We start from the raw sequence: 18,505 nt of genomic DNA on the forward strand, positions 1-18,505 counted from the left end.
GAAACTATTTGGTAAATAGTTTTGCAAGATTATTTTTAATCTTTTGAAATAACGATTTCTCCAAATGAAAATCCAGGCTCATGGTATAATCATATCCTAATTGGAACATATCATCAGCTTTGGAGGTGTCAAATAAAGAATACTCTCTGAGTTTCATGGGTTCAATATAAAGATCTGCCCTGGATTTTTTAGCCTCATTAGCAGCATTAACGGCCAATTGAAATGTGCGTCCCGCAATATCCATTATTCCACCGAGGTATTGTATTTGTTGAAGTGGACTAATACTACTAATAATAACATGATCACATAAATGTGCAATAGGCTCCATGGGAGTGTTATTAAATACACCTCCATCGACATAATAACTTTCATCGATTTTTACAGGGGAAAATAAAACTGGAATGGAAGCAGAGGCCATTACTATTTTAGATAAATCCCCACGATTAAAGTATTCAACATGTCCATTAAGGACATCAGTTGCTGCCACATACAAGGGAATTGGTAGATCCTCAATCCTTACTTTACCCAGTTCGGATTGAAGTAAACTTTCTAATTTCTGAAAACTTAATACTCCTGTTTTGGGAATTTGAAAACTAGTAAGGTCACTGAATTTATGTGCCTTCATAATTTCAAAAGTTTCTTCAATCGATTTTCCAGCAGCGATAAATGCCCCAACAATGGCTCCTGCGCTAACTCCTGATATAATACTGGGTTTAATTCCTTTTTCTTCCAAAGCTTTTAAAACACCCAGATGCGCAAAGCCTCTCGCACCACCACCACTTAAGACGATTCCATATTTAAATGTTTCCAATATATTAATTAATATTTTGCAGGTTTACCTTCAGTTATACTGTTAGAAATGAACTCTCTGATATGATCATTGGCAGCTTTTAAATCCTCTTTTCTCAGATACATCATATGTCCGCTTCGATATCCTTCAAACTGTAAACGATCTTTCATTTTACCACTTGGATCTAATTGCCACATCGTATATTTTGCATCAAAATAGGAGGTAGCACCATCGTAATACCCGGATTGAATTAACACTTTAAGATAAGGGTTTTGAGCCATTGCCTGTCTTAAGTTCTCACCTGTATTATTCCCTGAACGATCCCATGGGTGTACCGGGCCAAACATATTGTATTTAATATCAGTGATAAAATTTAATTCTTCACGTAAATAATAATTAATCGCTGGGGTAAATGAATGTAACCATGATGTTAGTTCCGAATTATAGTCGGGAGATGTACCTGCTTCTTTTTTATCAATACCTAAATATCTGGAGTCTAACCGTCCAACAGTAAATCCTTTTTCTCTTAAGAGATCTTTCCAAAAGAAACTCACCGGAACATCTAAATTATTTCTTAGAATTGATTGTTCTGAAAGACCAGAATAATAAGCCATTTTGGAAGCAACTTCTCGGCGTTTGACTTCATTTAGGAAACCTCCTTTGGCAAGTGCAGGTAGTAAGTCATTAATGGCATATTTTTCAACTTCAGGTAATATTACATCTAGATCCTTAGCCTGTAATTCAGGTTGAAGAACTTTGTGATGCCATGCGGCCGCAGCAAAGTAAGGTAATCTGTTGGCTGCCTCAACAGCACCGTCACGTTCGATACCTAAACCTGTTGGAGATACCAAAATAACCCCGTTCAAGTACATCCATTGCCTGTTTTGTAAAGCAAGAGCTAAACCAGAAACCCTGGTGGTACCATAACTTTCACCAATAAGGTATTTTGGTGAACGCCATCTATTGTGTCTTGATACAAAAGTGTTAATCCATTCAGCTAAATATTGAATATCAGCATTAACTCCAAAAAACTTAGAAGTGTCAACCTCTCCATCACCTGTAGAAACACTTCTCGAATATCCGGTGTTTACCGGATTGACATAAACGATATCTGCTACATCTAAAATTGAATACGGATTCTCCTTAACACCGTATGGCTGTACCGGATATCCTTCATCATCAATCTTCAAAATACGCGGACCCGTATATGCCAGATGCATCCATACAGAAGCAGAACCGGGTCCACCATTGAAGGAAATTAACAATGGACGTTCCTGATTGCTTTTAACATCAGTTCTTTCATAATAAGTATGATGTAAAGCAGCAATAATTTCCCCTTTTTCATCCCAAACAGGCTGTGTACCTGTAGAAGCTTTATAAGGAATAGTCTTGTTATTGATGGTAACTTTATGATTTGTAACAATTAGGGTGTCATTCGGAATCGTTTTTTGCTGTGCCATAATAGCACATGAAAACACCATTGAGGTAAATAGAAATAGTTTGTTTTTTACAATCATAGTATGAAAACGTTTATTTTCTCTAAAAATATAAATTATCTCACATCAAAAAAATCTATGCATCACCTTTAATATGAACTTATGAATTTAATTCGGTTTCCATTGATTTCAGATAACTTTAGATATGTTGAAGTTTATTAAACTTTTTATTTACATCTTAACATAAAATTACAAATAACGTAAAAGAATGGTGATTTTGAATTAACGCATTCGATTTATTAGCCTGATACTTTTGTGTCAAACCAAAAAAAACAAATCGATGATTAAATTAAACTTAATTTCAAAATTATTACTAATTCCGATAATCGGGTTATCCATTGTTAGTTGCGACGGTGAAGATGGAGCAGATGGAGTTAACGGAAAAGACGGTCAGGACGGTGTTGACGGAAAGGATGGTCAAAACGGTGAAGATCTTGTAACTCAGCCTACCATGTTTGAAAATAAGTCTGAAACAAAGCCTTTGGTCGCTATGTCAGGGCAGTTTAATTATGTTGAGGCTTATTCATTAATCAGTACACCAGATGTTATTGGTGAAAATTTTCAACTTGCAGGTTCTGCAGATGGTGCAGGATTTCTTAAAGATGGGGAAGGTTATATGTATGTGGTAAACTGCGAAGATAGCTATGCAGTTGCAAGGATACGGTTTGATGAACATATGAATCCGGTATCAGGAGACTATTTATTAAATTCCGGAGTAGCAGACTTTGCAAGACAATGCTCAGCTACTATGTGGGAAGCTGCAATTCACGGAGGTACTAAAGATTTGTTCTTGTCGGCTTCAGAAAGCATTAATTACGATGTTAAAGGAATTGACCCATGGGTAGAAACGCCAACTCCCAGTGCAGATTTTGGTCTTGATGCATTAGGGGAGTTTTCATGGGAAAATGCAGTGCCGTTACCTCAAAATTCTTATGCAGGTAAAACTGTTATAATTGGAGGTGATGATGATTCCAGCGATTCAGAAGGACAAGTCGTAATGTATTATTCTGAAAATAGTGATGATGATCTGGAGAACGGAAAGATATATGTATTACGAACAAAGCAGATTTCAGATGGAGCTGATGGCATAGCTCCGGTTGTTGACGGAACTGCGTATAATGAATCAAACTTTGATAGAGGAGCCACTTATGATGTTGAATTTGTAGAGATAGAAAATGGTGCATCTTTAACAAAAAGTGAGATGGAAACGGCATGTATGAATATCAATGCTACACAATTTATGAGAGTGGAGGATGTGGATTATCAAAAAGGTTCAGATGAAAATGGACGTAACGTGTATTTTGCTGTAACAGGAAGAGGTCCGGGAAGAGGCACCTATAATGACTGGGGGACTGTTTATAAGCTTGAATTAGATGCAGATTCTCCGTTAACTGGTAAGTTAACTCAGGTTATCAGTGGTAACACAAATTCAAACAATATGGATGGTAATGTTGCAGAATTGCAAAGTCCTGATAATATATGTGTAACAGAAAATTTTATTTATACACAAGAAGATCCAAATTCATTCGACAGAGGGCATCCTGCTTATATTTATCAATCTGATTTAAATGGTAACAATACAACTAAAGTTTTAGAGCTTGTAGTAAGACAGGATTTAGACCCTGATTACAGCTCAGGATTTAGTGGAGAGTTTGGTTCGTTAATTGATGTTTCAGATAAAGTTGGAGAACCAGGTACATTCATTTTAGCTGTACAACCACACTATTGGAGAAATGATAACTTCATGAATCTCGATGGTCATACAAACGCTGATTATGAAGATAATCAGTCTTCACAAATTGTATTATTAAGGGGTTTACCTAGATAGTTAGTTTAAGTTAGTTTTAGCAAAAAGGCCACCATGTTTATGGAGGCCTTTCGTATGTATTTGAAAAAATTATAATATGTTGAAACGATCATTTAAGATATTCTTTTTAACACTCCTTCTTATTTCATGTAAAAAGGAAAAGACCGTAACTGTACCCGATTGGAAAATTACAGAAGAATTTTATATCAATGCATTGGAAAATGCAATATTGTATGCTGATTCCATTAGAATGACTGGGATAAACGGAGAGAAAACGAAATACTATTTTTCAAATTTACGTAAGGAGTTTAAAAAGGCAGAACCTTTTGCATCTTATATTAATCCAGAGGTTGGGCATAGAGTAAACGGACCGGCCTTACCTGTTTTTAAAGAGGATAATCAAAAAACTCTCTCTCCTGTAGGCCTCCAAAAATTGGAAGAGAGTATTTATGAAGGAGGTGTTACTGCTGATGAATTTATACGTGAATTGAATATAACCACTGGTATGCTGACTGTGCTTCAAAAAGGAATGAAGAAAAGAAATTTAAATCCACAGCGATTCTTTGTAGCTACGCATCAGCAGCTGTTAAGAATCATAGCTTTTTCAATTTCAGGATTTGACACTCCTGTAAGCCATTTATGTATAGACGAAATCAATGTATCCTTAGACGGTTTAGCAGAAGTATACAGAAGGAGTGTACAATCTATGGTACAGGTGAATAAGGATGACCTAGATTCACAATTCATGAATCAGATAGAAGCTGCTAAATTATTTGTTTCTAATAATAATGATTTTGAAAATTTTGATCGATATCGATTTATCAGGGAATTTATGAACCCTATCACCAGAAGTTGGGTAGAAATAAGGAAAACAATTGATATTTGGAATGGGTCAGAGGATTTTCCATTCAATTTTGATGCTCCTACCTTTTTTGAGGACGATTCATTTAACCTAAAATATTTTACGGCCAATACGAATAAGAATCCAACGCAAATACAAATTGAATTGGGTAAAAAATTGTTTTTTGAACCTAAATTGTCAGCGAATGCTAAAATGTCTTGTGCTAGCTGTCATATTCCGGAAAAAGGATATGCTGATGGAAGGGTTTTTAATGTCGGAAACAAAGGCTTGGAATTGCAAAGAAATACCCCCACATTATTAAATGTTGCTTTTCAAAAAAACTTTTTTTGGGACGGTAGGGCTGCGGATCTGTTAGATCAGATTTCAGCCGTTTTTCTAAATGAAGATGAATTCAATACAAGTGTACACGAATTTTCATTGGAAATTCTAGACGATAGCATATATAAAGCATCCTTCGAAAAAGCATTTGGAAGTGTGCCGAATAATAACCTTAATACAATTAAAGCCATCTCGTCATATGTAAGTACATTAAATAATTTCGACTCTAAATTTGATAAGAATATGAAGGGAGAGGAGGACACTTTTACGAAGGAAGAAATACAAGGCTTTAATTTATTTATGGGAAAAGCGCTGTGTGCTACCTGCCATTTCATTCCCTTAACCAATGGAACGGTCCCTCCATTTTATAGCGAGACCGAAAAGGAGGTAATAGGAGTTCCGGAAACAGCTGCTAATACTGCTATTGATGAAGATTACGGATTTTATTGGAAATTCAATGAAGCTACTCATAAAGGAATGTTTAAAACGCCGGGAATTAGAAATATTAATGAAACCGCACCCTATATGCATAACGGCGTTTATCAAACACTCGAAGAGGTAATTAACTTCTATAACCTTGGTGGAGGTGGAGGACTCGGTTTTGAACTTCCGCATCAAACCTTGCCGTTTGATAAATTAGATCTTTCGGACGATGAGCAAAAGGCACTGGTAGCTTTTATGAAGACCCTTTCGGGTTCAAGAATTGTCGATACATATTAATGAATCAATTGGAAAGATAATAAAGCCGTTACGCAACGGCTTTATTAAATTAACTGTATAATCTGTCAAGCGGATTGTCTTTGGCAAATTTAGAAAATCCTAACCGATACAAGTATCCTGCTCTGGAGTCTTTCTGATGGGGAAAAGACATGGTTTTAATGATGTCATTTTTAAATTGAGCCCTGGGATATTTGTCATGAACCTTTTTTAGTATGAGAGGAGGGATTGTATGATGCCTGGTTCCCAATACATCAAGCAAAGCACCCGATCCGAGTAGAAAACTTTCATTTCCATAGATCTTCGAATCAATTTTCGGGTTAAGATGGGCACTTATGCTTGTGTAGAGCTTTACAGATCGCCTTTCATTCCATGAATTCTTTTCAGCAATAGATTTGGCAACTTTAGCACCTTCCATGGTAAAGCAACAACTACATAGATTTTCATTATCCTTGTTTGTTAATCCTAAATCGTGTAAAATGCTTCCTACAAACAAAAGTTCATGATCAATGGAATGGATTCCTTTCACCTGGGCAATGAGTTCTCCAAAAACAAAAGTTCTGTAGCAATGATTCAATAGTACCTGACTACATTGGTCTGTTGCATAGGAGAGGGCCTCTTTACCAGCTTTGCTTTCAGGAAATTTAATTTTATATAAATCTATTTTCTTTAAATCATGTTTTGTTAACCCGATGCGATAACTTAATGCTGATAAATGGTTAGTTACCTGGCTTATCACAAGTTGCTGTACTAACTTTTTCTTTTCTTTTTTTGATAAAATACCATTGGTTTCTTTACACCAATCATAACTGCCAATTTTTTGTGTACTCATAAGATAATTATTTATTGAGTACAAAGATTTTTAAGAATGAGGATTTGTCATGAATACTTTTAAATCATTATTTGGTATTATTCAATCTGTTTTGATATTCTGAAGGAGTGAATTGGGTATGCTTTTTAAAATACTTGGTAAAATAAGATTGGTCTTGAAAATTTAAATAATAGGCAACCATGCCAACAGTGTTTTCCGGATTTGACAGCAATACTTTTGCCTCTAAAATTAGTGCCTCAGCGATCCAGGTACTCGTTGTTTTTCCCGTTACCACCTTAAGTGTTTTATTTAAATGATTTTCAGAAATATGAAGTAGTGAGGCATAGTAACTAGGTGATTGGTGACTAATGATTCTTTCAAATAACAAATCCTTGAATCTCTGAGTAATGTATGTAGGCCTGCTTGTTTTCTTTTCAATGATCGTTTCATTGAAATTAGCTTTTGTTTCAAGTAAAATTGAAATAAGGTAAGATGAAATCAAAGCATGATTTAATTCATTTTTAAATAGGTAATTCATTCTTTTAAAGGTTTCATAAATGATCTTGAATGATGACCTTGATAAATTAACACCCTCATAAAAAGTTCTTTTATTAATTTCATCGAGATCCTCTAAAACTTTATATTTGGGATGGTACTGAAACATATAATTCAAGTCGAAGTGACAATAAAACCCTTCAATGTCATCAGAGAAATTATCAACAGTAGCTATTTGATTTGCAGACCACAAATGAATTTCTCCTGATTTAACGGTAACCTTGCTTAAATTACACCCTTTAGTGATGCTGCCCCTGGTTATAAATACAATTTCAGTAATTGGTCTTCTGTAATGAGTAATAGGCAACTTCATTATTTTCCTGATATCTCGAAATTTGGCTATTAGAAAACGTTCATAATCATTGACAAACATTTTATTAGCTTCATTTTCGGGACTGAAAAATTTCTTCTTAAAGGTTTCGGTGGTATAAAACGGGATGGGTCTTGAAATCATGATAGTTGTTGGTAATTATCAGTCATCAAAATACATAATTATATTAAAATACACGGAAACTTTCATAGTAAGTTACCGTGTATTTATGTTTTAGTCCTTGGTAAATAATGAATCTATTTCCAAAAAGGATTGCGTCATACTACTAAGGCTAAATGCTGCTGCTGAGGCAATATAAACTGAATAATCCAACGTCCCTTTTATACCGTAGAAAAAAGTCATCGACAAAGCAAAAATCAAAAGCAAGATTCCACTTAATTTAGCAATCAATTGAGTTTGATACCCAACAAGTAAAAGAAGGGCAAAAAGAAGTTCTAAAACCGTGGCAATTCCGGCGATATATGGAATACTAAAATCTGGTAGGTAGGGTAGGAGTGATTGTGTATAATTCACAAAATTTTGCCAGTTACCCCAAACGGAAATATGTTCATCCCACCAACCAAATCTATCAGCAACGGCCGATATGAATCCTAGCGCAATACTTAATCTTAGAAATAATTTAATATAGATTATTTTCATTGATGATGATTTTTAACTTGATAATTTCCGGGAGTAAAGCTAAAGGCTCGCATCAGTCTGGTCCATGTGTTAATTTGGGCAATAGCTAATGTTAATTGACAAATCTCATTTTTAGTAAAAAACCGGCCAAGATTATCTAATAAAGATTGACCTATTGAATGATCTTTTAAAATAGTTAGTTCTTCCGTGAATTGCAAGATGAGTCGTTCCTTTTCAGTGAAATAAGGGGTTTCTTGCCATACACAAAGCGAGGCTAATCGTAATTCAGTGTCCCCTGTATTTCGAAGCTCTTTATGGTGCATATCTACACAATAGGCACATTTGTTGAGCTGAGAAACTCGTAATCGTATTAATTCCAAAAGGCCAATTTCAATCGGAATTTCTTTGAGGTAGTTTTCGACCACCATCAATTTTTCATAATATCCTGGTGGAATATCTTGTTCTTTTATTTGTATCATAAGTTTATAGTTTTAATTATGCTACAAAATTATAGGGAGTCAAATGGATTTTCATTAAGATATCTTAAGAAATACGGCTAAATATCTTTTCTGAGGGAACTTAAGTATTCCGGTGATATTTCAAGATAGGAGGCAATCATGTATTGAGGTACACGCTGACTAAAGTCAGGTAAAGCCGCTATCATTTGTTGATACCTTTCTTTGCTACTTTTTTTCTGATAGAACTCATACCGCTTTTGAATGGCCACTAACATATTTTCAGTAATAATTCTAAAAGCTCTTTCTAATTTAGGAATACTTTCAAAAGCTAATTCTAAATTTTCTTTAGAAATTCTAAGTACAGTGGTTTTTTCAATAGCTTGTATAAAAAGTGCGGAAGGTGAGAGATTTTTATAACTGTCAAGGTTGGTAACCCACCAGTTTTCTATGGCGAATTGGGTGATTCTTTCATCACCTTTCTCATCGATATAATAAGATCTAACAAGCCCTTCTGTAATAAAAAATTGATATTTACACAATTCATCTTGAACAAGGAGATGTTCCTTCTTTGGGAAGGTTCGGTATTCAAATAGTTTAAATAATATATTCATTTCCTCTTCACTGAAAATAACATACCTGTTTAGATAATTATGTAACTGATCTTTCATACCCTCAGAATTTTTCAAAAACACCTAATCCGAACAAGGCAAAATCGTATTTAACAGGATCTTCTTTGTCAAATTTCCTGAGACTTTTATCTAATTCTAATAATGCCTTAGCGTCGTTTTGCTTTCTTTTCAATAGACCCAATTTTCTGGCTACATTACCAGAATGTACATCCAAAGGACAAGAAAGTTGGGCAGGAGAAAGGGTTTTCCAAATACCCAGATCTACACCTGTATTGTTTGGCCTTACCATCCATCGTAAAAACATATTGATTCTTTTGGCAGCAGACCCTTTCATTGGATCAGAAATATGTTTTTGAGTTCGTTTTAAATGCTCAATTTCGAAAAATATTTGCTTGAAATAAGAAATGGATTCCTGTAGAGAATCTTCTGAGGCATGCTTTGCAAAAACAGCTTCAAGACCATTATGATTCAGGTAAATGTGGCGCAATGATTTAATAAATTGTATGAAGTCTTCTCCATTGAAGGTCCGGTGTACAAATGGTAATAAATCTTGTTGGTCATCTTCAGTTGAGTTCATTACAAAGTCATGAGGAGTATTGCCCATCAATTCCATCATCTTTCTGGCATTATTGATAATACTTTTTCTATTGCCCCAAGCAATAGTCGCAGCTAAAAACCCTGCAATTTCAATATCTTCTTTTAAAGAAAACTGATGAGGAATTTGTATTGGATCGGATGCTATAAAGCTAGGATGATTATAGACTTCAACCTTGGTGTTCAAAAACTCTTTTAACTCTTTCTGAGTCATAAATTTGCCTATTTATCTTCATCTACAATCTTTCCATCAACCATAACCAATTTTCTATCTGCCATATTAGCAAGCTCTTCGTTATGGGTTACAATAACAAACGTTTGTCCGAATTGATCTCTTAATTCAAAAAATAACTTATGTAAATTATCTGCTCCCTCTGAATCTAAATTACCACTAGGCTCATCTGCAAAAACAATAGAGGGATTGTTAATTAAAGCTCTGGCTACAGCAACGCGCTGTTGTTCGCCTCCGGAAAGAGCATTGGGTTTATGATGGATTCTGTGAGAAAGTCCAAGGTAGTCTAAAAGCTCCTTAGCACGACCTTCAGCTTCCTGTTTGGAAGTTTTTTTAATAAAAGCTGGGATACAAACATTTTCTAAGGCAGTAAATTCTGGTAGTAACTGATGAAATTGAAATATAAACCCAATATGTTCATTTCTAAACCTGGCCAGATCTTTATCTTTCAAATTATTCACCTTGGTACCGTTAATCATTAATTCGCATACCGGTTTTTTGTCTGGAGCGTCCAAGGTTCCTAAAATCTGCAAAAGAGTAGTTTTTCCTGCACCTGATGCCCCAACCACTGAGACTACCTCGCTTGTTTTAATATGTAAATCTACACCTTTTAATACCTCAAGTGTACCAAAGGTTTTGTGAATATTTGAAGCCTGAATCATTTTTTAAAATTAGATTCGTGAAAGTAATCATTCCAAAGTGAAATTTGAAAAAATTACCCCTTAAATGAATCGTTTATGTTATTTATATCTATGAAATATACAAGTCTTAACGATAAGGTATGCTGGTTATTTTGTTTAAATAAGTTTTGAAGACTATTACCATAGCTCAGATCAGAGAACCTATCATTATTGAAGATAGCATGTCTGTAGAGTATAACAGCTTCACTTCCCGGAGCAAACCGCCAATTAAATTTCAAATCGATGTTCCAGATATTAAAATTTGTGTTCGGATTGTTATTTTCTATATCGTAATTATATGGCGTCCTGGTTCCATCATTATTTAATATGAAAAATTGTTGATCTCCATAATTGGCTACACTCCAGAAATTTCTGAATTTTATATTGATGGCCTTATAGGGATCAAAATTATAACTTGCATTTAAAGCGTTTTCGACGCTTTGAATATCTCTTTGTCCAATATAAATATGAGCCTCATCGTGGCCAACATAACCAAAATCATTATTGTGCCAAGCCATACTGGTTTCCCAAAGCATAAAAAAGCGATCTGAAAAACGATAACGCGGAAGAATACTTATTTCAAAGAAATCCTGATCCTCTTCAAACCATGTTCTTGCTTCGGAACGGATATCATAAGCAAATTTTTGACGATAATCTGATGATACAAATCCGTTAATTCCTGCATTTTTATTATAGGTAATAAACCGTCCATCTACTCTGGGCTCGAAATAATCATCTTTTTCACCATAGTAATCAGCACCAGCTCCAAAGGCAAATCGGGAAGGTTTTATAAAGAAAGTGTCAAAACCAAAGGAATCACCAGTAGCAACATTCGGGTCCAATAATCTTCCATGTCTTCCCCAAAATGATAATCTGTACTTATTAAATGTTTTGGTGGGCTCGAATATCTCATAGCTCAGTTCACTAAATACATTGTTGAAATTATTTTCAAACATAATTCCCATGTCATTACTATCGTATGTTTTATTAGCCAGGTAATGACCAATAAACCACCTGAATTGACCTTTGGTTTTACTAAATTCTAAATTAGATCTAAATCCCGATTTGAGATCGTTAGGGATACGTACCTGACTCATTCTGGCACCACCTTCTAAACGATATGAATTGGATTTATTAGAAAGGTCAAACAACAGGGCAGAAACATTAGCATCTCTGAAACCTCCACTTCTTAATACACTGGTATTAACAACCGAAATTGATGAGTTCTTATTGAATTGCTGGTCTAAAACAAAAATATTGTAATTCGCCAAAGATTCAGTAGTGAATTTGCGTACTTCGTTGGTAACTGTATCCTTAATAATTGCAGCTGTTTCCTGGGTTATAGCATTAAAAACACCAATGCCTAAATTATCTTTGGTGCGCCCCGATACTTTTACGGCATTGAGAAGTTTTGCATTAATCGGGTTTTCCAATATCACTTCATTGGCATCCAAGTTATTTACAACTTGATTTCTTCTTGTAGGAGCACCTCCAATTCGGCGACTGTAAAAAAGATTACCTTTAGCGAACATTTCTGTTCCTTCTATAAAAAACTGTCTGTTTTCATTTAATTCCTGTTCAAAGGGGCCAAGGTTTAAAATGATGTTATCAAAAGTTGTTTGACCAAAATCAGGAATAAGGGTTGCATCCAGTGTAAAATTATCACTAAGCCCATACTTAACGTCCATACCCGCTGAAAAGTCTGTCTTGGTCTCACCCCCAAATGTAGTTACTGCTCCTTGTGTGAAAGGAAACAGCAGTAGTCGAATAGGAGGGTTAATATGCGCTAGACCGGTTATTAAACCATTATACTGAGTGATCTGCCCAACTTTTCTGTCAACATAACTCCAGGAATATTGTTCATTTAAGTGCTTTATTTTACGATGAAAGTTAATACTCCAATTTTGAATAGCTGTTTCCGGGAACCTTAGTGCATTATAAGGAATCTTAAATTCAGCATACCATCCCTTCTCGTCTAATGACATATTAGCTTTAAAAACCACATTATAACTAAAGTCCTCATTGTTTCCATTAGCTCTCGCATCTCCTATAGTTCCGGCTGAAGTAATGAAAAACCTTGTCTCATTGAGCCCGTCATCAAGTGTATTTATCGCTATAGCAAATAAATCTGCCTGAGCATCAATATCATCCCGTTGTGTAAATTGACGTAATATCTTTGAGGAATCATTGTCATACATATAAGCGGCAAAGTATACGGCGTTATCGTCATAAGCCATTTTAACTTCCGTTTTATGCGTATTTCTCTCTAAACTTCCATCATTTACCGGTTCAAAAAAGAAAAAATCCTTGGCGGGTTCAATAGATTCCCAAACAGGATCATTCAGTATACCATCAATTTTTGGAGGGGTTTCGATACGGTAAGCTTGAATTGATTTTCTCTTTTCTTGTGCTTCACTGATAATGAAACATAGAAACCCTAGAAGAGTAAGCGTTAGTCTGTGCATAGTTAGTTGTAAAGTTTAACAAAACTATAAGACTGATTAACGATGCTGTCTTAAATAAACGTTAAAATAAATCACAGTTATTTAGTATATTTATTAATTATAACACGAAATTTAAATAAAGTTTATTTAGTTTGGTATGCCTATATCCAATTTAAGTTATGTTGTCTTTGCGGGAGGATGCTTTTGGTGTACCGAAGCAATCTTTAACAGACTTGAAGGTGTAAAAAGTGTTGTTTCCGGTTATACTGGCGGTAAAACCAAAAATCCTTCTTATCAGGTGGTTAATGAAGGTAGTTCAGGTCACGTTGAAGCCGTTAAAATATTTTATAATGAGAATGTTATTTCTTTTCTTACATTAATGGAAATATTTTTTGCCACACATGATCCAACAACACTGAATCAACAAGGAGTCAATAAAGGAACGCAATTTAGATCTGTTATTTTCTACGCTGATAATAATCAAAAAGAACAAGCCGCCTCTTTCATTAAATTATTAAATGATGAAAAGGTATTTCAAAATCCGGTTATTACGACAGTAGAGCCACTAAGTGATTTTTATAATGCTGAAAAAGAACACCAAAATTATTTTGAAAATCATCCAGAAGAGGAATACTGTAGAGTGGTAATAAAATCTAAAATTGAAAATTTAAAACATTATTATGCTAATAAATTAAAAGATAAACATGCCATATAAAAATATAGAAGAATATAACATTAAAATTACGGATGAAGTCCGTGAGCGTTATAAACATATTATAGAAGAATTAGGAGAAGATACAGCCAGAGAAGGTTTAGTTAAAACTCCTGAAAGAGCAGCCAAAGCCATGATGTTCTTAACTCAAGGTTATCATCAGGATGCGAAAGCGATTCTGGAAAGTGCTATGTTTAGTGAGAATTATAATGAAATGATTATCATTAAAGATATTGAAGTATACTCTCTATGTGAACATCACATGCTTCCTTTTTTTGGTAAAGCTCATATTGCTTACATCCCTAATGGAAAAATTGTAGGTTTGAGTAAGATTCCTAAGGTGGTTGATGTTTTTGCAAGAAGGCTGCAAGTTCAAGAACGACTTACCAAGGAAATTTTAGAATCCATTGATGATGCCTTAAGACCACAAGGTGTTGCAGTGGTTATAGAAGCTGCACATCTATGCATGATGATGAGAGGTGTACAAAAACAAAATTCAGTAACCACGACTTCTGGTTTTAAGGGCCAGTTTGAAAAGAATGAAACCAGAAATGAATTTTTAAAATTAATCAGTTCAGATTTACGTTAAAAAAATATGTCAGAGAAAAATAAAGGTAAATACAAAAAGTTAGTACTAGGTATAGTATTAGATTTAATAGGGATGCTTTCCTTCGTAATACCTGGAATAGGAGAGTTTTCAGATATTATTTGGGCCCCAATGTCCGGATGGATAATGACACGTTTATACAAGGGCAGGGCTGGACAAGTAGGGGGAGTGGTTTCTTTTGTTGAAGAACTGGTTCCAGGTCTTGATATAATTCCAACCTTTACCATCATGTGGTTTTATACCTACGTTTTTAAAAGAGAAGATTCAGCTAAAGATAAATTAGCAGATGCAAAATAAAAAAGGGCAGTATAATACTGCCCTTTTTCTTTTCGACTTTATATTAGAAAGGCATATTAATTCCAAAATTAATATTTCGTCCTATATTATATATACCATCTCTTTTTAAACGAGATAAATGCGAATAATAACTTTCATCTAATAGGTTATTAACGCTTAAATTAAGGTTGAGTTCTTGTCTGCCCAAGCTTATTTTGCCACCAAGACCTAAATTAAGTAGCACGTAACTGTTCGTTGGAGTTTCAAATTGACTGGCATTATTCTGATCAAAAACATTTTTAAGGGTAATAAAACCATAACTGTTTTTAACAACCTTTTTATCCTGATCAAATTCAACTCTGAAAGTATTAGTTAAGGAGCTAGCTGGTATTAAAGGTAAATATTCACCGGTATTTTGTTCGCCAAATACAATTTCAAAGCTAGATTCAAAGTGTAACCAATCTATTGGGTGTGGATGCAGATGAAATCCTGTTTCACCACCAAAAAGTTTAGCATCTTCCTGAACATAATTAAATACAGGGTTATCATCCAGAGTTTCCCCATTCGGCTCCAAAAAGATATAATCATTAATCTTATTGTAAAATCCGTCAAAGAACGCTTCGAAATGTTGATTTTTATACTCCAGGGTAAAATCAGTTTGCAGGTTGCGCTCGTTGTTAAGGTTTGAATTTCCAATTTCATAACGGTTCGTACCATGATGAACTCCATTAGAAGTGAGCTCTGCCAGGTTTGGAGCCCTGAAGCCACTAGCTATGTTCAGCCGTAAGTCGATATGATCGGTAAAATTAATTTTTGTACCGAAAGAGGCATTAAAACTATTAAAGTTTTTATCTATAGCCGCAATATAATGTTCATCAGTAATTTCACCATGTGCGTCAGTATCAATAGATCTGATATCGTAACGGATACCAAATTGAAAATCAAATTTTTCTAAATGATAATGTGAAGTAGCGAGCAGTCCGAAGTCGGATGTAGTTGCATCAGGGATCAATATTTCTTCACCAAAATTTTTATTAGTCTGATACATTCCCTGCACTCCAATGATAGTTTCAAAGTTTCCTAACTTAGGTAAATTGTATCGTATGTTATAATTGAAGGTGTTAAGGTCCATATTCAGAGCCGCTTCTTCTCCATGTTCTTCTCCATGTTCTTCTTCGAGATGCTCCTCTTCTCCGGGTACCTCTTCTTCTTCATGATGGTGATGTTCTTCAAATTCTTGTCTGTCATTATACGTGTAGCCGAGAATTACATCTAAACTACTGTTATCAAAAAACAAACTTGATTTTGAACTGAAAATATGGCTGGTAATCTCCTGATAAGGCTCTAAAGGTGTTCTGTCTTTACTTTGTAAACCAACTTCTTCAGGAATGCCTAGTTTAGACTTATTTAAATTGTAACGTATTTCAGATATAAAGTTTCCCGACTGATAACCAATTCCTGATTTCAAATCAACTTCGTTAAACCTGGTGTTGGTAACACGTTCTCTAGCTCCTGTTTTATAATCTGCATGTGAACTATAGGTACCACGAATCAAAAATTTAAATTTATCTCCTGAAGTTTTAAATCCTCCATTGGTGCTATACCCTAAAGTATTGGTGTAATAATTTAAATTGATATCACCTTCACTACTATTGCTGTTAGCAAAGCGCTCAGGGTTCAAATATAATACACCTCCGAGGGCATCTGATCCGTATAAAAGAGAGGCTGGTCCCTTAATAACTTCTACACTTTCAATTCCGGCATCATTAACTCCCAAACCGTGTTCATCTCCAAATTGTTGGTTCTCTAATCGTATCCCTTGCGTATAAACCAAAACCCTATTGCCACTTAAACCACGAATAACAGGTTTTCCTATTCCTACACCTGTAGAAACACTTTCTACCCCCGATATATTATTAAGTCCTTCAGCAAGGGTTAGCGCACCTTCAGCTTTTAATTTGGAAATACTTGCGCGTTCTACTTTCATTACATTATCGCTTTGTAGTTTATGAAATGGAGTAGAAACTATAACCTCCTCCATCTCTATAGCGGATGGATTGAGGCTAATAGAAAGTTGATTAGTTAATCCCGTTTTTACATTGGATGTAAAAGTGGTAAAACCTACCGATGAAACCACTAATTTGTATGTGCCGTCAGGAAGGTTTTCTATGGTAAAGGAACCTTTACTGTCAGTTTCTGTTCCCTTTTCAAGTTGAGGAAAGTAAACAGAAGCGAAAGGAATTCCATTAGTTGTTTTAGCATCTGTAACAACCCCCTTTATAGTGTTTTGAGAATGGGCTGCATGAATTGTAATCACACCTAATAGTATGATTTGTATAAAATTTTTCATTAATTTTTAAAATCTTAGAGTTTATTATATAGTAAGTTGTTTTCTTTTTAATAAAAGAAAACTTAATTATGCCCGAGAATTATGAACAAAACTCGGTGGACCTCTAAGATAAAAGTGAAGTGCCTGGTATTCGCTTAAATATGAATAATAATTGAATGTATTAACGGTAGGTAAAACGAGGTCTTCTAATTCAAAAACCTTTGGAATCAGGTCAACATAGTAATTCGACTTGAACTTGAAAATCTCGCACTCCACATCTTTTTTATGGAAGTGTGTAGAGTCAAAATCATAACATTCAAAATGATTATGTTCAAGAAGACTATGGGCAACACTTAAAATAGTGGGAAAAAAAAGAATTCCACTTAAGGCAAAGCTAAAAGCAAATAAAACAATATGTTTAATGAGTCTTTGTCTCATTTAAGTTTAATTCCTATTCTTTTAAGCATTTTTTTTTCAAAACCCCAGAAAAATTGAAATTGTCCAAATACCCAACCAAAAAACACCAGTAAAACCTGGTAAATAGGGAATATAAGAACAATTCGAAGCATCCAGTAAATCCACGGATTGGTAGTTTCTTGCCTCAAAGTTAACAGTTCCATTAGCGGTCCTGCTAATTTTGCAGCACTACTACCCGTGATTGCAAAAACCAACAAAATAACAAAAAGCTGAATATTAGATTTAATATTCCAACGTTGTTTCAGTTTTTCCATGTGTGCAATTTGAGGGCAAAGATAGGGTTTTAATTAATACGAGGATAGAATGGCCCTAATCGTTGATTGTACTTCCTTTGAAAATAAATGAAGTAGTTGTACAATTGATAATTCGCCTCATACCCGTAATCAATATCCGATCTGTAATCAATTTGCATTTCATAAAGATTAGGACTGTAGCGCATAGGTTGCATCACCCTTTGATTCCAGTTAATGACATAAATTTGATTACGATTCTCTAAATAGTTTTGAGAATAAAAACCACGAGGTTTGGCTATACTATTCAGCCACGTATAAAATCCCGGATCTATAATAATGATTTCATATTCTAAACTATCATTGGCAATTTTGACAGTATCTTGTGGGCTTTCTTTCGTGTTAAAGGCTGATTTTTCCTCTTCGGAGATGTTCAGCGCTTCCTTTGAAGAAGAACAACCCCAAATTAGCATGAATAAAAATAATATAGATACGATGTACTTCATAATTGAGGCCTTTTATTAAAGATACA

Annotated in this window: 18 protein-coding genes; 5 read left to right on the forward strand and 13 right to left on the reverse strand. The window is 34.7% G+C overall.

Annotated elements, in window-relative coordinates:
- Nucleotides 1-4: 4 nt before the first annotated feature.
- Nucleotides 5-811, reverse strand: a complete 807-nt coding sequence (locus BM361_RS12405; RefSeq protein ID WP_074979193.1) for a patatin-like phospholipase family protein — start codon at nt 809-811, stop codon at nt 5-7.
- Nucleotides 812-819: 8 nt separating this feature from the next.
- Nucleotides 820-2,307: a S10 family peptidase gene (locus BM361_RS12410; RefSeq protein WP_074979195.1), complete on the reverse strand. Its 1,488-nt coding sequence runs from the start codon at nt 2,305-2,307 to the stop codon at nt 820-822.
- A 259-nt stretch (nt 2,308-2,566) separates the two neighbouring features.
- On the opposite strand from BM361_RS12410, the gene BM361_RS12415 reads away from it, so the two are divergent.
- A complete protein-coding gene (locus BM361_RS12415; RefSeq protein WP_038263546.1) occupies nt 2,567-4,114 on the forward strand; it encodes a PhoX family protein in 1,548 nt (515 codons plus the stop codon).
- Nucleotides 4,115-4,190: 76 nt separating this feature from the next.
- Nucleotides 4,191-5,993, forward strand: coding sequence for a cytochrome-c peroxidase (locus BM361_RS12420; RefSeq protein WP_074979197.1), 1,803 nt, complete (start codon nt 4,191-4,193; stop codon nt 5,991-5,993).
- A 49-nt stretch (nt 5,994-6,042) separates the two neighbouring features.
- On the opposite strand, the gene BM361_RS12425 is transcribed toward BM361_RS12420, so the two are convergent.
- The 8 genes from BM361_RS12425 to BM361_RS12460 all read right to left on the reverse strand — a co-directional run bounded on the left by BM361_RS12425 (nt 6,043) and on the right by BM361_RS12460 (nt 13,363).
- Nucleotides 6,043-6,822, reverse strand: coding sequence for an HD domain-containing protein (locus BM361_RS12425; RefSeq protein ID WP_074979198.1), 780 nt, complete (start codon nt 6,820-6,822; stop codon nt 6,043-6,045).
- A 67-nt stretch (nt 6,823-6,889) separates the two neighbouring features.
- On the reverse strand, nt 6,890-7,810 hold the full coding sequence (locus BM361_RS12430) for a helix-turn-helix domain-containing protein (protein ID WP_074979200.1): 921 nt from the start codon (nt 7,808-7,810) through the stop codon (nt 6,890-6,892).
- A gap of 90 nt (nt 7,811-7,900) precedes the next feature.
- Entirely contained in the window at nt 7,901-8,326 is a 426-nt protein-coding gene (locus BM361_RS12435) for a DoxX family protein (protein WP_074979202.1), read from the reverse strand.
- Complete coding sequence (locus BM361_RS12440; protein WP_074979204.1) at nt 8,323-8,784, reverse strand: carboxymuconolactone decarboxylase family protein; 462 nt, start codon at nt 8,782-8,784, stop codon at nt 8,323-8,325. Before BM361_RS12440 ends, BM361_RS12435 begins: the two co-directional genes overlap by 4 nt.
- Before the next feature lie 77 nt (nt 8,785-8,861).
- On the reverse strand, nt 8,862-9,431 hold the full coding sequence (locus tag BM361_RS12445; RefSeq protein ID WP_038265279.1) for a Crp/Fnr family transcriptional regulator: 570 nt from the start codon (nt 9,429-9,431) through the stop codon (nt 8,862-8,864).
- Between the two features lie 4 nt (nt 9,432-9,435).
- A complete protein-coding gene (locus BM361_RS12450) occupies nt 9,436-10,200 on the reverse strand; it encodes a TIGR02757 family protein (protein WP_074979206.1) in 765 nt (254 codons plus the stop codon).
- A gap of 8 nt (nt 10,201-10,208) precedes the next feature.
- The gene (locus BM361_RS12455) at nt 10,209-10,880 is read right to left on the reverse strand and encodes an ABC transporter ATP-binding protein (protein ID WP_074979208.1); all 672 of its coding nucleotides are present in this window, start codon (nt 10,878-10,880) and stop codon (nt 10,209-10,211) included.
- A gap of 53 nt (nt 10,881-10,933) precedes the next feature.
- Complete coding sequence (locus tag BM361_RS12460; RefSeq protein WP_074979210.1) at nt 10,934-13,363, reverse strand: DUF5916 domain-containing protein; 2,430 nt, start codon at nt 13,361-13,363, stop codon at nt 10,934-10,936.
- 136 nt (nt 13,364-13,499) lie between these two features.
- On the opposite strand from BM361_RS12460, the gene msrA reads away from it, so the two are divergent.
- From msrA to BM361_RS12475, 3 genes are read left to right on the forward strand one after another with little or no spacing between them, the layout of a single operon-like run.
- Nucleotides 13,500-14,057, forward strand: coding sequence for a peptide-methionine (S)-S-oxide reductase MsrA (msrA, locus tag BM361_RS12465; RefSeq protein WP_038263566.1), 558 nt, complete (start codon nt 13,500-13,502; stop codon nt 14,055-14,057).
- Nucleotides 14,047-14,643, forward strand: a complete 597-nt coding sequence (folE, locus tag BM361_RS12470; protein WP_038263569.1) for a GTP cyclohydrolase I FolE — start codon at nt 14,047-14,049, stop codon at nt 14,641-14,643. The genes msrA and folE overlap by 11 nt, the downstream gene beginning before the upstream one ends.
- Before the next feature lie 6 nt (nt 14,644-14,649).
- Nucleotides 14,650-14,958: a hypothetical protein gene (locus BM361_RS12475; RefSeq protein WP_074979212.1), complete on the forward strand. Its 309-nt coding sequence runs from the start codon at nt 14,650-14,652 to the stop codon at nt 14,956-14,958.
- A gap of 43 nt (nt 14,959-15,001) precedes the next feature.
- Here BM361_RS12475 and BM361_RS12480 read toward each other — a convergent pair whose 3' ends face one another.
- From BM361_RS12480 to BM361_RS12495, 3 genes are all read right to left on the reverse strand, one after another.
- Nucleotides 15,002-17,287, reverse strand: a complete 2,286-nt coding sequence (locus BM361_RS12480) for a TonB-dependent receptor (RefSeq protein ID WP_074979214.1) — start codon at nt 17,285-17,287, stop codon at nt 15,002-15,004.
- 413 nt (nt 17,288-17,700) lie between these two features.
- On the reverse strand, nt 17,701-17,997 hold the full coding sequence (locus BM361_RS12490) for a DUF6787 family protein (RefSeq protein ID WP_038263577.1): 297 nt from the start codon (nt 17,995-17,997) through the stop codon (nt 17,701-17,703).
- Nucleotides 17,998-18,026: 29 nt separating this feature from the next.
- On the reverse strand, nt 18,027-18,479 hold the full coding sequence (locus tag BM361_RS12495; protein WP_074979216.1) for a DUF6146 family protein: 453 nt from the start codon (nt 18,477-18,479) through the stop codon (nt 18,027-18,029).
- Between the last annotated feature and the right edge of the window lie 26 nt (nt 18,480-18,505).

It is taken from the genome of Zhouia amylolytica, from assembly GCF_900116365.1.
GTDB lineage: Bacteria > Bacteroidota > Bacteroidia > Flavobacteriales > Flavobacteriaceae > Zhouia > Zhouia amylolytica.

What these genes read in the sequence shown, in the direction of transcription:
- BM361_RS12435 (WP_074979202.1), bottom strand. Translation starts at nt 8,326, where the DNA reads ATGAAAATAATCTATATTAAATTATTTCTAAGATTAAGTATTGCGCTA.
- BM361_RS12415 (WP_038263546.1), top strand. Translation starts at nt 2,567, where the DNA reads ATGATTAAATTAAACTTAATTTCAAAATTATTACTAATTCCGATAATC.
- BM361_RS12460 (WP_074979210.1), bottom strand. Translation starts at nt 13,363, where the DNA reads ATGCACAGACTAACGCTTACTCTTCTAGGGTTTCTATGTTTCATTATC.
- folE (WP_038263569.1), top strand. Translation starts at nt 14,047, where the DNA reads ATGCCATATAAAAATATAGAAGAATATAACATTAAAATTACGGATGAA.
- BM361_RS12410 (WP_074979195.1), bottom strand. Translation starts at nt 2,307, where the DNA reads ATGATTGTAAAAAACAAACTATTTCTATTTACCTCAATGGTGTTTTCA.
- BM361_RS12490 (WP_038263577.1), bottom strand. Translation starts at nt 17,997, where the DNA reads ATGGAAAAACTGAAACAACGTTGGAATATTAAATCTAATATTCAGCTT.
- BM361_RS12455 (WP_074979208.1), bottom strand. Translation starts at nt 10,880, where the DNA reads ATGATTCAGGCTTCAAATATTCACAAAACCTTTGGTACACTTGAGGTA.
- msrA (WP_038263566.1), top strand. Translation starts at nt 13,500, where the DNA reads ATGCCTATATCCAATTTAAGTTATGTTGTCTTTGCGGGAGGATGCTTT.
- BM361_RS12445 (WP_038265279.1), bottom strand. Translation starts at nt 9,431, where the DNA reads ATGAAAGATCAGTTACATAATTATCTAAACAGGTATGTTATTTTCAGT.
- BM361_RS12475 (WP_074979212.1), top strand. Translation starts at nt 14,650, where the DNA reads ATGTCAGAGAAAAATAAAGGTAAATACAAAAAGTTAGTACTAGGTATA.
- BM361_RS12425 (WP_074979198.1), bottom strand. Translation starts at nt 6,822, where the DNA reads ATGAGTACACAAAAAATTGGCAGTTATGATTGGTGTAAAGAAACCAAT.
- BM361_RS12480 (WP_074979214.1), bottom strand. Translation starts at nt 17,287, where the DNA reads ATGAAAAATTTTATACAAATCATACTATTAGGTGTGATTACAATTCAT.
- BM361_RS12440 (WP_074979204.1), bottom strand. Translation starts at nt 8,784, where the DNA reads ATGATACAAATAAAAGAACAAGATATTCCACCAGGATATTATGAAAAA.
- BM361_RS12420 (WP_074979197.1), top strand. Translation starts at nt 4,191, where the DNA reads ATGTTGAAACGATCATTTAAGATATTCTTTTTAACACTCCTTCTTATT.
- BM361_RS12495 (WP_074979216.1), bottom strand. Translation starts at nt 18,479, where the DNA reads ATGAAGTACATCGTATCTATATTATTTTTATTCATGCTAATTTGGGGT.
- BM361_RS12450 (WP_074979206.1), bottom strand. Translation starts at nt 10,200, where the DNA reads ATGACTCAGAAAGAGTTAAAAGAGTTTTTGAACACCAAGGTTGAAGTC.
- BM361_RS12430 (WP_074979200.1), bottom strand. Translation starts at nt 7,810, where the DNA reads ATGATTTCAAGACCCATCCCGTTTTATACCACCGAAACCTTTAAGAAG.